This is a genomic window from Paenibacillus bovis (genome assembly GCF_001421015.2).
In the GTDB taxonomy this organism is placed as follows: domain Bacteria; phylum Bacillota; class Bacilli; order Paenibacillales; family Paenibacillaceae; genus Saccharibacillus; species Saccharibacillus bovis.
In genome coordinates, this window is sequence record NZ_CP013023.1 from 2427521 (window position 1) to 2443494 (window position 15974).

16 protein-coding genes are annotated in these 15974 nt (G+C 48.9%); 11 read left to right on the plus strand and 5 right to left on the minus strand.

The genetic code is table 11. From position 1 onward, the window contains the following. Window positions 1-31 precede the first annotated feature (31 nt). The 7 genes from hemH (at window position 32) to AR543_RS10375 (ending at window position 8269) form a co-directional block, all read left to right on the plus strand. Window positions 32-982 (plus strand): ferrochelatase, encoded by a 951-nt coding sequence (gene hemH / locus AR543_RS10345; protein ID WP_060534131.1) that lies wholly within the window; start codon window positions 32-34, stop codon window positions 980-982. After that, window positions 982-2415 carry a protoporphyrinogen oxidase gene (gene hemY / locus AR543_RS10350; RefSeq protein ID WP_060534134.1) on the plus strand — a complete coding sequence of 478 codons (1434 nt, stop codon included), beginning with the start codon at window positions 982-984 and terminating at the stop codon, window positions 2413-2415. Before hemH ends, hemY begins: the two co-directional genes overlap by 1 nt. A 264-nt stretch (window positions 2416-2679) precedes the next feature. Beyond that, window positions 2680-4143: a CapA family protein gene (locus AR543_RS10355; RefSeq protein ID WP_060534136.1), complete on the plus strand. Its 1464-nt coding sequence runs from the start codon at window positions 2680-2682 to the stop codon at window positions 4141-4143. A 43-nt stretch (window positions 4144-4186) separates the two neighbouring features. Next, entirely contained in the window at window positions 4187-4810 is a 624-nt protein-coding gene (locus AR543_RS10360; protein ID WP_060534137.1) for a fumarylacetoacetate hydrolase family protein, read from the plus strand. A 2-nt stretch (window positions 4811-4812) separates the two neighbouring features. Then, complete coding sequence (locus AR543_RS10365) at window positions 4813-5643, plus strand: DUF92 domain-containing protein (protein WP_060534138.1); 831 nt, start codon at window positions 4813-4815, stop codon at window positions 5641-5643. 50 nt (window positions 5644-5693) lie between these two features. After that, window positions 5694-6317 (plus strand): TetR/AcrR family transcriptional regulator, encoded by a 624-nt coding sequence (locus AR543_RS10370; RefSeq protein ID WP_060534139.1) that lies wholly within the window; start codon window positions 5694-5696, stop codon window positions 6315-6317. Then, on the plus strand, window positions 6314-8269 hold the full coding sequence (locus AR543_RS10375) for an ABC-F family ATP-binding cassette domain-containing protein (RefSeq protein WP_060534140.1): 1956 nt from the start codon (window positions 6314-6316) through the stop codon (window positions 8267-8269). Before AR543_RS10370 ends, AR543_RS10375 begins: the two co-directional genes overlap by 4 nt. A 165-nt stretch (window positions 8270-8434) precedes the next feature. Here AR543_RS10375 and AR543_RS10380 read toward each other — a convergent pair whose 3' ends face one another. The 5 genes from AR543_RS10380 to AR543_RS10400 form a co-directional block, all read right to left on the minus strand. Further along, window positions 8435-9475, minus strand: a complete 1041-nt coding sequence (locus AR543_RS10380) for a M42 family metallopeptidase (protein WP_060534141.1) — start codon at window positions 9473-9475, stop codon at window positions 8435-8437. Window positions 9476-9625: 150 nt separating this feature from the next. Next, window positions 9626-9982 carry a LapA family protein gene (locus tag AR543_RS10385; protein ID WP_060534143.1) on the minus strand — a complete coding sequence of 119 codons (357 nt, stop codon included), beginning with the start codon at window positions 9980-9982 and terminating at the stop codon, window positions 9626-9628. Between the two features lie 169 nt (window positions 9983-10151). Beyond that, a complete protein-coding gene (pepF, locus tag AR543_RS10390) occupies window positions 10152-11942 on the minus strand; it encodes an oligoendopeptidase F (protein ID WP_060534145.1) in 1791 nt (596 codons plus the stop codon). Window positions 11943-12044: 102 nt separating this feature from the next. Beyond that, on the minus strand, window positions 12045-12233 hold the full coding sequence (locus AR543_RS10395; RefSeq protein ID WP_017813836.1) for a hypothetical protein: 189 nt from the start codon (window positions 12231-12233) through the stop codon (window positions 12045-12047). Window positions 12234-12241: 8 nt separating this feature from the next. Then, window positions 12242-12472 carry a hypothetical protein gene (locus tag AR543_RS10400; protein WP_026136247.1) on the minus strand — a complete coding sequence of 77 codons (231 nt, stop codon included), beginning with the start codon at window positions 12470-12472 and terminating at the stop codon, window positions 12242-12244. Window positions 12473-12623: 151 nt separating this feature from the next. On the opposite strand from AR543_RS10400, the gene AR543_RS10405 reads away from it, so the two are divergent. The 4 genes from AR543_RS10405 (at window position 12624) to AR543_RS10420 (ending at window position 15954) form a co-directional block, all read left to right on the plus strand. Further along, complete coding sequence (locus AR543_RS10405) at window positions 12624-12821, plus strand: cold shock domain-containing protein (RefSeq protein ID WP_017813838.1); 198 nt, start codon at window positions 12624-12626, stop codon at window positions 12819-12821. Between the two features lie 380 nt (window positions 12822-13201). Further along, window positions 13202-14407, plus strand: coding sequence for a cytochrome P450 (locus AR543_RS10410; RefSeq protein WP_227871870.1), 1206 nt, complete (start codon window positions 13202-13204; stop codon window positions 14405-14407). A gap of 101 nt (window positions 14408-14508) precedes the next feature. Beyond that, window positions 14509-15261 (plus strand): transporter substrate-binding domain-containing protein, encoded by a 753-nt coding sequence (locus AR543_RS10415; RefSeq protein WP_060536729.1) that lies wholly within the window; start codon window positions 14509-14511, stop codon window positions 15259-15261. Between the two features lie 27 nt (window positions 15262-15288). After that, a complete protein-coding gene (locus AR543_RS10420) occupies window positions 15289-15954 on the plus strand; it encodes an amino acid ABC transporter permease (RefSeq protein WP_060534149.1) in 666 nt (221 codons plus the stop codon). Window positions 15955-15974 lie beyond the last annotated feature (20 nt).

A 15974-nucleotide genomic window follows, 5' to 3' on the forward strand; every position in this document is an offset into this window, starting at 1 on the left:
TCGTTTATTACTTTGACTGAGGTGATTTGTAATGGCAAACAAGAAAATTGGTGTTCTCGTAATGTCCTATGGTACTCCGGCAAGTCTGGAAGACGTAGAAGCTTATTATACGCATATCCGTCGCGGCAATCCGCCTAGCCCGGAGCAGTTAAAAGAATTGAAAGATCGTTATGAAGCAATTGTCGGCGGGGTATTCCCGCTGCGTGAAAATACGGATAACCAGGTCGCCGGTATGCAGCGTGCACTGAATGAACTGGCCTCCGGTTCCGATGTGGAGTTTGTATGCTATCAAGGACTCAAGCATGCGTCTCCATTTATCGAAGACGGTGTAGAGCAGATGGTACAGGATGGTATTACAGAAGCTATCGGTATCGTACTGGCACCGCATTATTCCACGATGAGCGTAGGAACGTATATCAAGCGTGCCAAACAGACAGCCGAGGAGCATCATCTGAATATTTCGTTTATCGAGAGCTATCATATGCATCCGAAGCTGATCGAGACGCTGGCCAATCGCGTCAATGCCAAGTTGGAACTGTTTGAAGAAGCGGGAGCTACACGTGAGCAGGTACGTGTGCTGTTCAGTGCCCACAGTCTGCCCGAGCGTATCCTGAGCATGGGTGATCCGTATCGCGACCAGCTGCTGGAGACTTCTGCAGCGATTGCGGAACGTGCCAATGTGCCATCCTGGCAGTTCACCTGGCAAAGTGCCGGTCGTACAGCCGAGCCGTGGCTGGGACCGGATGTGCTGGATACGATGCAGGAACTGCGCGAACAGCAGGTCGAGTACGTACTCGTCGCTCCAATCGGATTCGTTTCCGACCATCTGGAGGTTCTGTATGATCTCGATATCGAAGCCCAGGAGTTGGCGCAAGAGATTGATATGCGCCTGATGCGTATTGATTCCCTGAATACAGACCCGTTATATATGGAGCTGCTGGCTGACGAAGTACTGCGTAAATACAAAGAGGTGCATGTCTAATGACTTCATCCAAACGTCGTATTGCAGTTATAGGCGGCGGGATTACGGGTCTGAGTGCCGCTTTTTACATGCGCAAATTCTTTGCCGAGCAAGGTTTGACGCCGCAAATTACAATTATAGAGAAATCCGGCTCGCTCGGCGGCAAGGTACACACGCTGCATCGTGACGGATTTGTGATTGAAAAAGGGCCGGATTCCTATCTGGCTCGTAAGACTGCCATGACCGAACTGGCTGAAGAGGTAGGCTTGGGAGACGAACTGGTAACGACCAATCCGAACGCCAAAAAAACCTATATCCTGCATGATGGCAAGCTGCATCCGATGCCATCGGGTCTGGTACTTGGGATTCCGACCGAACTTCGTCCCTTTATGGAAAGTGATCTGATCTCGATGGATGGCAAAATTCGCGCACTGGAAGATTTTCTGCTGCCGCCCAAAATGGATGGCGAAGATGAGTCACTGGGTGACTTTATCGAACGTCGTCTTGGCAAGGAAGTACTGGAAAATATAACCGAGCCGCTGCTGGCAGGCATTTATGCAGGGGATACGCGTAAGCTGAGTCTGCAGGCAACATTCCCGCAATTTGGCGCAGTAGAACGTGAATATGGCAGTCTGATCAAAGGGATGAATACCGGACGCAAACCGGTAGAAACGCATACAGGTACCAAGAAAAGTGCGTTTTATACGTTTCGCGGTGGTCTGCAGAGTCTGACCGAACGTCTGGAGCAGTCGCTCCGCGATTCGGTCCAGCTGAAGCTGAATACAGGTGCAGAATCCATAGATTATCAGGATGGACTGTATACAATCACTCTAAGCGATGGCAGTGTACTGGAAGCGGAACATGTAGTTATCACGGTACCGACCTTTGCAGCCTCGCCGCTGCTGAAATCCCATATGGATACAGCTGCACTGGACCGGATCAATTATGTATCGGTAGCCAATGTGGTTATGGCTTTTGACCGCAAGGATATCGAGACCGAGTATGACGGTTCTGGCTTCCTCGTACCGCGCAAGGAAGGACGCACGATTACAGCATGTACCTGGACATCGACCAAATGGCTGCATACCAGCCCGGATGATCGTGTGCTGATGCGCTTCTATGTAGGTCGTGCAGGTGATGAAGAGATCGTCGACGAAAGTGACGAAGAAATTACGCGTCGTGTACTGCATGATATGAAGGAACTGATGGGTATCGAAGCGACGCCGATATTTACCGAGATTACCCGTCTGCATCGCTCTATGCCGCAGTATCCTGTTGGACATATGAATCATATTGCACAGCTACGTGCAGAGCTGGCAGAGCAGCGCCCGGGATTGATTCTGCTGGGTGCTGGATACGATGGAGTTGGACTACCTGACTGTATCCGTACTGCTCGTGATGCAGCGTCTGCAGAAGCGCAGCGTGTAGCACAGCAGCCCAATAGCGTGCGTTAAACCGAATTCTATTTTGCCAAATAGATAAGCGGTATCGAATTGGATAGATGATGTATGAAAGGTATGCCGAATCTATTGTTATCGATAGACGACCTGCATATATGATCAAGCAAAAGCCCTTCGCATATGGTGAAGGGCTTTTGTATGTGTTCATGTAGGTTTGAATCAGCTATCAAGTGTGCATGATAGCTGTATGCGCTATTCTTTTCGCCTGTAAGTGTAACCTGCTATAATAGACAGGACGTATAATTAAAGGAGTATTTTATGTATACCACAAGATCAGAACAATCCCGTCAACACAGACTGGATGCCAAAAGGCGGCGCAGACGCCGGATTCGGCTATGGATTATGCTGAATACCGGAATCGCACTTGCGATTGTCCTGGTCGGAGCGTATTACTTGCATGTTGTACAACCACAGGAACAACAAACGGCTGCGATTGCTTCGGCAGCCGAGCAGTCTGCCCATTTACCGGAATCACCGGAGCCTTCAGACAGTCCGGCAGCGAAAGATGAACCATCTGCTACCGAAGATGAGAATAGTCAAAGCGGATCGGATTCTGTGAACAAGCAAGAAGTACCAGAGGCGTCACAAGATTCCACAGAGGAATCTCCGATACAATCCAAGGAGCAGTCCGGATCATCAGGAGAACATGCTACCGGAACGAAGAAAGTCCCTACCACAGAAACAGACCCGGTGCAGAACGATGCAGCCAAAGCACAGCCGGATCAGCTGTCCGCCGATCCTTCTGCTGACCTGCAGCCTGCAACGCCTGCTGGATCATCTGGACAGACGGTAACGATGAATTTTGGAGGAGACGTCATGTTTTCCGGCAAAGTCGGTGAACTGCTGGCTCAAAAAGGGTATGATTATCCTTATGAATATGTACGCAAGCTGTTCGCCTCCGATGATTTGTCCGTAGTGAATCTGGAGACGCCGGTGACGGATTCGGCGACGACAGCTGCCGACAAAACGTATGCGTTCAAATCGTCTCCAGAGGCACTTTCGCATATGGCAGCAGCAGGCATTGATGCCGTAAATCTGGCCAATAATCATATTTTGGATCAGGGAATTACGGGCCTGCAGGATACAATCAGACAGCTGGACAGCAGCGGCATCGCCTATGTAGGAGCCGGTAATGACAGCAAGCGTGCCTATGAACCGGTATATTTCCAGCGCAAAGGGATCCGGATTGCACTGCTCGGCTTTAGCCGCGTGATTCCGGAGGCCGGCTGGAATGCCGGAACCAATCAGCCTGGCGTGGCTACCGCTTATGATGCGACGGCAGCCGAAGCAGCTATTCGGGAAGCACACAGCCAGGCAGATATCGTTGTAGTCATTGCCCACTGGGGTATTGAACGCTCGGATACAACGATAGCGCATCAGAACGATCTGGCTCACCGCTTTGTTGATGCAGGTGCCGATCTGGTTATCGGTGGTCATCCGCATGTGCTGCAGGGGTTGGAGCAGTACAAGGGCAAATGGATTGCCTACAGTACTGGCAATTTTATTTTCACACACTCCCTGACAGAGAAGACCTGGGACACCGCTGTATTCCAGGCCAAATGCACAGTCCGGGGAGATTGCAGTATGCAGGTTATTCCTTATACCGCGAATCTGGGACAGCCGGTGCCGATGGCAGAAGAACAGGGGCAGGCGCTGCTGAGACGACTGCAGACGCTGTCCGGCACAATTCAGTTTGATATCAAAGGCAATGCCATTTCATAATCTGCGTGATCGAACCAATTCATATACAGAGGAGAATGTCCAAATGACCGCTATTCAAAACGTATACTGTGTAGGCCGCAATTATCGTCTTCATGCAGAGGAACTGGGCAATGAGGTTCCAACATCACCCATGATCTTTTTGAAGCCTTCCCATGCTGCCGTGAAGCTGGAGGACGCAGAACTGAAGCTTCCTTTTAATCAGGGCGGTATTCATTATGAAGCAGAGCTGGTTGTGCGAATCGGACGGGATTACGAGCCGGGAATGACAGCCGATCAGCTCGTGGATGGCCTGGCAATGGGTATCGACTTTACCCTGCGCGATGTACAGACAGTACTCAAGCAAAAGGGTCACCCCTGGACAGCAGCCAAAGGATTCAAAAACTCTGCGCCGGTAACATCGTTTATCCCGTTTCCCGATCAGGAGGCATGGCTTGGTCAGGAGTTTGCATTGTTAAAAAATGGCCAGCAGGTACAGCTGGGGTCAACGCGGAATATGATATTTTCGCTGGATACTATCATTGCCCATATCGGTGATACGTATGGTCTGGCCGCCGGCGATATTATTTTTACCGGTACGCCGGAAGGCGTGGGTCCTACCGCAGCTGGCGACACATTTGAACTGATCTATGCAGGTGATTCCATGGGAACCTGCCGGATCACGGAGTAATGATGGATTGGCTGATTGGTCTTGTATGCGCCGGGCTGCTTGCTGCGCTCGGTTATAATAAACACTGGCTGTCCGCTTCCGGTACAATAGCTGCGACTGTTATGGGAACCATCTATTACGGAGCTGGCAATTTGTTTTGGTTCGGATTGCTGATTTTATTTTTTATCAGCGGTAGTGTGTTATCCCGGATGAAGCGGGAGCGCAAACGCAGCATGGAGCAGGATTATGCCAAAGGTTCGCGCCGGGATGCGGGACAGGTATTTGCTAATGGGGGTCTGGGTATGCTGCTCTGTCTCGGCAATGCCCTCTGGCCGCATCCGGGCTGGACGCTTGCTTTTATCGGTATTATGGCTACAGTAACGGCGGATACGTGGGCGACCGAGATCGGCAGTCTCAGCCGCAAGCCACCGCGTTCGGTGCTGAATGGACGTGTGCTGGAGCCGGGAGCTTCCGGAGGAGTATCGCTTCGCGGAACGACAGCCGCTGCGCTGGCAGGGCTTATGATCGGTCTGGCTGCATGGCTGTTCACACTGGTATCGCCGCTGCCTGCTGCCAGCAGCCTGAATGCAGACACATCGTGGCTTGCGAGCGGGTGGTTGATGCTGGCCGCCGGTCTGGTGGGCGGTCTGGTAGGCTGTTTTGCGGATTCTTATTTGGGAGCGACCGTACAGCTGATGTATCGCTGCACCGTATGCGGCAAGCAGGTAGAGACTACCGTTCATTGCGGTCAGCCGACTGTACATGCGCGCGGCTGGCGCTGGATGAACAATGATATGGTCAACGCGGTCAGCTCCGTAATCGGTGGAGCTGCTGCGCTGTTATTTTTAATTTAGCTTAAGCGTGCACCGGATAGGGGTAAGCTGTAGATAGAGGAGGTGGGCGGATGAGCGGCACAACAGGAGACAAACTTGAATTGATATTGGACGCTGCCTATGAACTTTTCGGACTGGACGGTTTTTATGAGACGAAAATTTCAGACATCGCGCATCGGGCCGGAATTGCCAAGGGAACGGTATATTTATATTTTAAAAGCAAAGAAGAGTTGTGTCTGGCGGTAACCCGGCGTGATTGCGAGCAGTTTCTGGAGAAATTGGAGGAAGCGCTGCAGCACTGCCAGCAGCTGGCCGACAAACTGCATGTGATTGCAGCCCATCATACGACGTATCATTTTGAACGGCGCAAATATACCAAGCTGGTATTCCGCGCTCCCAACAATGATCCGGAGCTGATGGAATATATGCGTAATTTTATTTTCCGTTATATGGATATCGTGCAGCAGGTATTGATCGAAGCGAATGTGCAGCAACCACGCTGGTGTGCGGAATCGTATATCGGAATGCTGGACCGGGTCAAAATGGATATTATGTTTAATCCCGAATTTACAGAGCAGGAGCTCCATGAACGTACTTCATTTGTAGCCAGCCTGTTTCTGGAAGGGTGTACGCAGCAGATTAACAGGGAAGATCAATTAGCGGGACAACGTTCCCAAGAAGGTGAGTCCGAATGAATATATTGACTGTAGAAGCGCTAAGCAAAAGCTTTGGCGATAAAATATTATTTGATCAAGCATCTTTCGGGATGGAAGATCGGGACAAGATTGGTATTATCGGTGTAAATGGTACAGGGAAATCAACATTCCTCAAAATTATTGCCGGACTGGAAGAGCCGGACAGCGGCAAGGTAGTAGTTAATAACAGCGTACGTATCCGCTATCTCGCCCAGAATCCACCATATGATCCGAATGCAACAGTACTGCGCCAGGTATTCGAAGGCGGCGGAGAAGAGCTGCAGACGGTCAGCGCCTATATGAATGTAATGGAGCAGCTGGAGCTGCATCCCGAAGATACAGAAGTGCAGAATCGTCTGGTTCGCATCAGTCAGGATATGGATCGTCTGGATGCCTGGTCTCTGGAAAGCGAAGCCAAAAACGTTCTGTCCAAGCTGGGAATCAGTCGCTATGATGCCCTGATGGGTACATTGTCAGGTGGTCAGCGCAAGCGGGTCGCTCTCGCTTCCGCACTGATCCAGCCAGCCGAGCTGCTCATTCTCGATGAGCCGACCAACCATATCGATCATGATTCGGTGACCTGGTTAGAGCAATATCTCCAAAAGCGGCGTGGCGCGCTGCTAATGATCACGCATGATCGGTACTTCCTTGATCGTGTAGCAACTGTCATGCTGGAGCTGGATCACGGACAGCTGTACCGCTATGAAGCCAACTATTCCCGTTATCTGGAGCTCAAAGCAGATCGGGAAGAGCGCGAAGCAGCTGCCGAGGACAAGCGGCAGAATCTATTCCGACGCGAGCTGGCCTGGATTCGGCGCGGTGCCAAAGCACGTACAACCAAGCAAAAAGCGCGGATTGACCGCTTTGAACAGATCAAAAATGATGCACCCGGCCGCCGGGATGACAATATGCAGGTATCGACCGTCTCCTCCCGCCTGGGCAAGCAGATCGTCGAGCTGGATCATGTGTCCCTGACTCTGGGAGGACGCGAACTGATTCATGATCTGACCTATCATGCAGTGCCGGGTGACCGAATTGGTATTGTCGGTCCGAACGGACGCGGCAAATCGACATTGCTGAATCTGATTTCCGGCCGTCTGACACCGAGCAGCGGTAGTGTAATTGCCGGTCAGACCGTCAAGTTCGGTTACTTTACCCAGGAACATCAGGAAATGGATGAATCGATGCGCGTGATCGAATATATCAAGGAAGTGGCAGAGGTAGTGAGTACGTCGGATGGCAGTTCAGTGACGGCTTCCCAGATGCTGGAACGCTTCCTGTTTACCCCTTCCGCGCAGTGGACTCCCATTGCCAAGCTGTCCGGTGGCGAGAAGCGCAGACTGTATCTGCTGCGTGTATTGATGGGAGCACCGAATGTGCTGCTGCTGGATGAGCCGACCAATGATCTGGATATTACAACATTGACGGTATTGGAAGATTATCTGGATGATTTCCCAGGTGTCGTGCTGGTTGTATCCCATGATCGCTATTTCCTGGATCGTACCTGCGACAAAATCTTTGCTTTTGAAGGACAGGGTGTCGTCAGTATTCATGCGGGCAACTATAGCGAGTATGAAGAACGTACAGCCCATCTGGCCAAAACAGACGGCTGGAATGATCAAGCCAGTCCAGTGGCAGCGTCTCCGGGTAAAAACAACGTGTCTGCTCCAGCAGAGAATAGTGCCGAAACCAGCAAACGCACTTCTTCGCGTGACAAAATCAAATTCAGCTACAACGAACAGCGTGAATATGAACAGATCGATAGCATGATCGAAGCGGCCGAGCAAAATCTGAGCCGGATCACAACAGAAATGGAAGCTTCCTTTAGCGATTCGGTACGTCTGCAGGAATTGATGAGTGAACAGACCGCTGCCGAGCAGGAAATGGAGCGCCTGATGGAGCGCTGGACCTATCTAAATGAACTTGCCGAGAAAATCGAACAGCAGGGATAATTAGTCCGCATATGGCTAGATTAGATCCCCGATAAACAATAACCCTCTGATCTGCACATGATTCCTGTATGGAGAAGTGTCAAATCAGAGGGTTATTTATTGTATTATTCAATAAGGATCACTATATTCCTCGCATGATTCATTAGCGCTGGATAAGCAGCAGTACTACTCAGCTGTAATATAAGCTCCCAGCAGACGCGCCGTGTTGATAACCGCATCACTGTGTGTACGCTCCATGGAATGCGAAGCATGTACACCCGGACCGATCAATGCTGCACGAATATTATTGCCTGCACGTAGTGCCGCCGACGCATCCGATCCGTAATGAGGATACACATCCAGGGCAAATGGAATCTGTTCCGCACGCGCCAGTTCGGTCAATTTGCCGGTCATATGGTAATCGTAAGGACCCGTGGAGTCTTTGACACAGATCGAGACATCGGTTTCCTTGCAGCTGAGATCATCACCGATACAGCCCATATCTACAGCGATCATTTCATCAATGTCACCTGGAATATAAGCGGCTCCATGCCCGACTTCCTCATAATTGGAAATAAGGATTTGGACGCGGTGAACCGGCTTCCAGTTATGGGTATGTGCCGATTCCAGCAGTCCAAACAGTGCAGCTACACTGGCTTTGTCATCCAGATGACGGGACTTTACATATCCGCTTGATGTAATCACAGGACGCGCATCAAAAGAGATATAATCTCCTACCATAATGCCCAGTTTCTCTACGTCTTCCTTGGAAGATACCCGTTCATCGATACGAACTTCCATATTCTCTTCTGTACGTTTATGCTGATCGGCATTGTCATACACATGAACCGAAGGTTGGGTAGTCAAAATAGTGCCTGTATACGTCTTGCCACTGCGGGTATGGATCGTACAGTATTCATTCTCGATGCTGTTCATGGTGAAGCCGCCCACAATACTCAGACGAATGGTGCCATTGGATTTAATCGCGCGTACCATGGCACCCAGTGTATCGACATGACCGCTGAGAGCGATCGTCCGGGCACTGCTCTGGCCTTCCATGGTTATGATCAGACCGCCCTTGTGATTAAGGGAAGTAGAGGCTCCGAGCTTGTCCGCTTCTTGACGCAGACGTTCAATCAGATGATGGGTATAGCCTGTAGGACTTGGCGTAGACAGCAGTTCCTGCAGCAGAGAGAGTACATATTCGCGGTTAATCGTTATAGGCATGAGAAATCTCCTTTGGTCGAATTCATTATTCTATCAATATATGTGAAAAAATGGATAAAGTCATATTCATGAAAAATCCACTTGCTTCCCGGCAAAGATACAAACTGCCGGGGAACAAGTGGATTTTTCCGTACCGCGCATACAGCTGGATTACAATTTGCGCTGCGAGAAATCGGACGATGGAGCAGTGGCCGTCTTGTCATGCATCGCGTCAAAGTTTACATCGCTTGCCAGTGCACGATCATTCATTGAAGAAGTGCTGCTCAGCTCGGCTACTTGAGCCTGAAGCGACTTGATCTGACGCTGCAGGCGGTACTGACGATAGATACCGTAAAATCCTACGATCAGACCTCCTACCAGCGCACAGCCGAGAATCAACAGAATCAGCGGAACCTGCACCATGTCGAACAGCAGATTCACCTGTACCGGATCTACGTTAATTACGGCAAATACCGCAATAATCAGCGCAAAAATCAGTCCCAGAATTAACAGCCATTGAAATTTCATTGTAATAACCCCCTTGAAATCGTTCTAAGGTCAGCAAACACCTTATTCACTTATATAAAGTATTCGAACCTGACATAAACATTTCCTGCTTGTTTTATTTTGCATCACTAAAAGGGATACGAATAAAAAGCTGAAAATGGATTGTTCCCAAGGGGGAATGGCAAGAAAATTACTTCGCCAGCTGTTCCATTTCGCTGACGAGTTTCTCAAAGACGCTCATTGCTTCGCGAATCGGCTCCGGAGTGGACATATCCACGCCTGCTTTGGTCAGGATATTGATAGAATAGTCACTGCCGCCGCTTTTCAGGAAGCCCAGATAGCGATCGACAGCTGGCTGTCCTTCTTCCAGGATTTGCTTGGAGAAGCTGGTGGCAGCCGAGAATCCTGTAGCATATTTGTATACATAGAAACTGTTGTAGAAATGGGGGATACGAGCCCATTCCATTTCAATATCCTGATCCACTGTCATACCGTCACCATGATATTTCACGTTCAGGTCGTAGTAGATTTTGGACAATTCCTGTGGAGTGAGTGCATCTCCAGCTTCGGCACGAGCATGAACCAGCATCTCGAATTCCGCAAACATGGTCTGGCGGAATACGGTAGTCCGGAACTGATCGGCATAATAGGTCAGCAGATACATTTTTTCTTTTGGATCTGTGGATTTCTTCAGCAGATAATCCATCAGCAGCGCTTCATTGGTCGTCGAAGCCACTTCCGCGAGGAAAATCGTATACTGCGCATCACGATAGGAGAGCGCATTGTCCGAGTAATACGAGTGCAGCGCATGACCCATTTCGTGAGCCAGTGTGAACATGCTGTTCAGATTATCCTTATGGTTGAGCAGTACATACGGATGCGTACCATAAGCTCCCCAGCTGTAGGCACCGGTACGTTTGCCTTCATTTTCGTAGACATCAATCCAGCCTTCGTTATAGCCTTTGTTCAGGGAGGAGAGATAGTCTTCACCGAGTGGCTTGAGACCTTCGGCTACAATAGTTTTCGCTTCATCATAGGTAATATCCATTTTGAACTCTTCAACCAGGGGAGCGAACAGATCATACATATGCAGTTCATCTACGCCGAGCAGCTTTTTGCGCAGCTCCATATAGCGGTGCATGATCGGCAGTCCTTCATGAATGGTATCAATCAGGTTGGTGTATACATCCTTGGGAATATTGTCACCATACAGCGACATTTCCAGCACGGAAGGATATTTGCGTACCGTAGAGTAGAAGATGTTTTTGTTTACATTGGCACTCAGTGTAGCTGCAATTGTATTTTTCTGACTGGCGTATGTGGAATAGACAGCCTTGAAAGCACGTTCGCGCACTTCGCGATGCGGACTTTCGAGAAACTGGATATACCGGCCATGTGTCAGTTCTACTTCGTTACCATTTTCGTCAATGATATTCGGGAATTTCAGATCCGCATTGTTCAGCATGCCAAAAATAGTCTGCGGCGCCTGGGACAGATTGCCCACCTGGGCAAGCAGGGCTTCTTCGGCCTGCGTCAGTACGTGCGCTTTCTCACGCTTCATCTCCTGCAGGGTAAAGCGGTAAGGCTCCAGTTCGGGAGCATTCAGCAGCTCATCCAGCTTGTCATCAGACAGCCCCAGAATCTCCGGCGTTACAAAGGACAGCGCCTGACTGGCATCTACGCTCAGCTTTTTCGCTTTTTGAGTAAGCGCCTGATATGTAGGATTGGCTGTATCTTCATCCTGATGCATATGGGCATAGACATATAACCGTTCGACCTGAAGAGAGACCCGGTCTTCCAGTTCAAAAGCGGACTTGACCGCTTCGGCCGTGTTCAGCTTACCCTGCAGCTGCTCGGCTTCGGGCAGCATGGATTTTACTTCATCATAAGTCTGATCCCAGGCCTGCTGATCTGCGAACATATCGCTTAGATTCCAGCAATTTTCCGGTGAGACTTCAGAGCGTTTGAGTACTTCCTGCATACGTAATTCCTCCTCAGATCGTTGGTGTAATTATGGAATTGATTATTGTGTCATAACTTTATTATTACATTTATGCCTGCCAATAATAAAATACCCATATCCTTATTTACCCGGATTGGCAGCCATCAATAAGCCCCAGATCATCAGGAAAAAAGCCAGCAGCAGCATTACGATGGCGAAGATCGCCAGCCAGCGCTTGAACTGCGGCGGAATACTGTTCTTATAGGCAATCAATACAAATCCCTGCACAAAGGCAAGGATAATAAAAATAACGATAGCAGTATAATTCATCCGGCGAATCAGACCTCCCGGAAGGCGTTCATCAGTTCTTCCCATTCCGCTTCATTATCGAATTTTTCTTTGGGAAAACGATCGCTTGCCCACTGCATCATTTCCGGGCGGCTGATAAATTTATGTGTTTCCTCGCCCCACTCATCGGAAATTTCACGGAGGATCAGTTCACGTCCGTTTACCTCTACAGTCATCATGTTCCAGTTGTCTTTTTTGTAAATCTGATGTTTTTTGATCATTTCATTAGCTCCCTGTTCTTTTGCTAAAATCATACCCTCTGCCCCCGGGAATTGCAAATCAAAACGCTTTAACTTCGTTGCATTTTGAAATCGTTTGCGATATAATACAGACATGCGTCATAGATGGCGCTATTTCTAGGAGGTTGTTTACGTGAAAGGTACAGTTAAATGGTTCAACGCAGAAAAAGGTTTCGGTTTCATCGAAGTTGAAGGTAGCGAAGATGTATTCGTACACTTCTCTGCAATTCAAGGCGACGGTTTCAAAACTTTGGACGAAGGCCAAGCAGTAGAGTTCGATATTACTGAAGGTAACCGTGGTCCTCAAGCAGCTAACGTTGTAAAATTATAAGACTGATATCCGTTAGCGGATCACTTATACATTGAACATCTTAGATTAGTCATCCATATGTTAGTTACAGCACAAGACTCCTTGTTCGCAAGGAGCTTGTGCTTTTTTTGTAGTTAAAATCTTGTATACATATTATATTACCAACAAGTAACCTGAAATGTAATTTGCATTTATAATCTACTTTTATTATCCAAATACTGCTTCAAACAACTTATCAGCAACATATCTGTTTTTTATTTGATTTTTCCTTACTTATTAATTCACAAAACTTCCAAATAAATGATGCAAAAAGAAGGCTTGCGGGTCAGTACAAGTAAAGATAAGATGTGACATCACCTATCATCGCATCCATATCTTCATTTGCAAGCAGGGAGGAATACATGATGGATTCCAATTCGGAAGCTTCTGCAATGCTATCACCAAACATGATTGTTCCAGAAGGAGTTAAACAGGCCGGTTCTACATTTGCATGGTATGCCCGGATGCGTCAGGAGTCTCCGGTTCACTATGATGAACAGCGAGGCAGTTGGGATGTATTTCTGTACGATGATGTACACCGCGTTATGTCCGATTACAAATCGTTTAGCTCACAGACTCGTCGCGGCGTGGATGGCCAGCAGTCCGATATGCTACTTATGATGGACCCACCCAAGCACAAAAAATATCGTTCTATCGTCAATAAAGCATTTACCCCCAAAGCAGTAGAAGCTATGGGACCTCGAATCGTCGAGATTACCAATGAGCTTCTCAGCAAGGTAGAGGCAAAGCGAGAAATGGATATAATCGGCGATTTGTCTTTTCCGCTGCCTGTCATAGTCATCGCCGAGCTGCTCGGTGTAGCAGAAGAAGATCGTGCCCTGTTCAAGGGCTGGTCGGATACGCTGGTAGAAGGGTTCAGCGGTACAGAAGAGACTCCGCAGCAGCTCGCTGCCCGCAAAAATCAGGCTTCCCGCGAGCTGTACAGTTATTTTATGCAAGTTATTGAACGGCGGCGCCAAGAGCCGCAGCAGGATCTGGTATCCGCCCTGTTGGCAGCCGAGGTCGAGGGAGAAAAGCTGGATCTGCCTCATCTGCTCAGTTTTTGCCTGCTGCTGCTTGTCGCCGGTAATGAGACGACGACTAATCTGATCGGCAATGCGGTCATTTGTCTAACGGAGGAACCGGGACGCTGGCGCCAGCTCGCCGATCATCGTGAACTGCTCGATACAGCGATCGAAGAGTCGCTGCGCTATCGCTCGCCTGTACAGGGCATGGTGCGCAAAGCTATCGCCGACGTAGAACTGGGCGGTCAACTTATTCGCAAAGACCAGCTCATTACAGCCTGGATAGGTTCTGCCAACCGGGATGAACACAAGTTTGAAACAGCAGAGCAGTTCAGGATCGATCGTCATCCTAATCCGCATATGGCATTTGGAATGGGGGTTCATTTCTGTCTGGGTGCTCCGCTCGCACGTCTTGAAGCGCGAACAGCTTTGAATGTACTGCTGGATCGTTTTCCCGATCTCCATGCCCGGCAAGGACAGGAGCTGAAGCTGCTTCCGAGTCCGATGGTATACGGCGTACAACAGCTGCCTGTCCTGTTCTGAACGATTTGGTTGATACAAATCGAAGCATGATTTTATCAGAAAATGAAAGGAGACAGATAATGAACAGGAAGGTAGTTTACAGTCTGCGGCGGATTGTTCTCATGCCGCTGGCTGTCCTTATGCTTGTAACCGGCTGCGCGGAAAAAGAAAAATTACCGGATAATACCCAATTGATTGAGAAGGACAAATTTATCTTTACGGCGTCAGGCGAATTTCGTCCTTTCAGCTATTTAAATAATGATCTGACCATGTCGGGCTTTGATATTGAAGTGGGCAACGCTATTGCCAAGGAGCTGGGACTGCAGCCTGTACCCAAGCGCATGAAGTTTCTTGGTCTGGTGCAGGGTATCAAAACAGGCCGTGCAGATGCTGCTGTTGCCAGCCATACGATCAATGATCTGAGGAAAAAAGAAGTTCTTTTCTCTACGCCTTATTACTACTCCGGCCCACAGATTTTTACCCGTCCGGATAGTGATATCAAGACTACCGATGATTTGGACGGCAAGGAAGTTGCTGTAGCCAAAGGTTCGACTTATATGGATATCGCTCAGCGTTATACTCATAACGTAAATACATACGACAGCGATATCACAGCTCTGCAGGCGCTTAGCGACGGTCGCCACGATGCGGTCATTACCGATTTTGTAATCGGAAAAAGCGCGATCAAGGAAGGTTTCAAAATCAAGGAACAGCAGCTGATTGAACGCAGCGAACAGGCGGTAGTGGTCCCCATGGATAATCCGGTATTGCTCAAACGAATTAATGAAGCGCTCGAGCATATGCGTGAAGACGGCACTCTCAAGCAGATCAGCATCAAATACTTTGGACAGGATATTACCGTCAAGCCTGAATAAATTGAGCGAAGGAAAGGAAGTGAAGGGATGAATGAAATCGCCCACTTTTTTGAAGCATTTGGTAACAGCAGCAATCTGCTTGTCAAAGCCATGGTACTTACACTGGAGCTTACGGTTGTATCGATTCTGATCGGGATGGTGATCGGGCTGTTTTTTGCCCTGCTAAAACTTTCACGGTTTCGTATTCTATCCCTGATCTCGGATGTATATATTTATCTGATTCGAGGGACGCCGCTGATCGTGCAGATTTTTATTCTTTACTTTGGTCTGAGTGGATTATTCCTGATCCCGGACTTCTGGGCTGCCTCTCTGGCTCTTGCTTTTCATAATGGCGCGTATATTGCCGAGACGTTCCGCGGCTCGATCCAGTCGATTGACAAAGGACAAATGGAAGGAGCACGCTCACTGGGGATGAAGCCTTCCCTGGCAATGCGTCGTATTATTTTGCCCCAGGCATTACGGCGCGCGCTGCCGCCGCTCGGCAACCAGTTTATTATCGGACTCAAGGATTCTTCGCTGGCTGCGTTTATTTCCATGAATGAACTGTTCAATGTAGCGACTACACTCGGTTCGAATAATTTTGACGAGATGACCTATCTGTTGATCGCAGCTCTTTATTATCTGATTCTGGTCGGTATTCTTACACTACTCGTACGCATGTTTGAACGGAAAATGGCTGTCAGCGAACGATAATTATACGCAGATTTTAGATC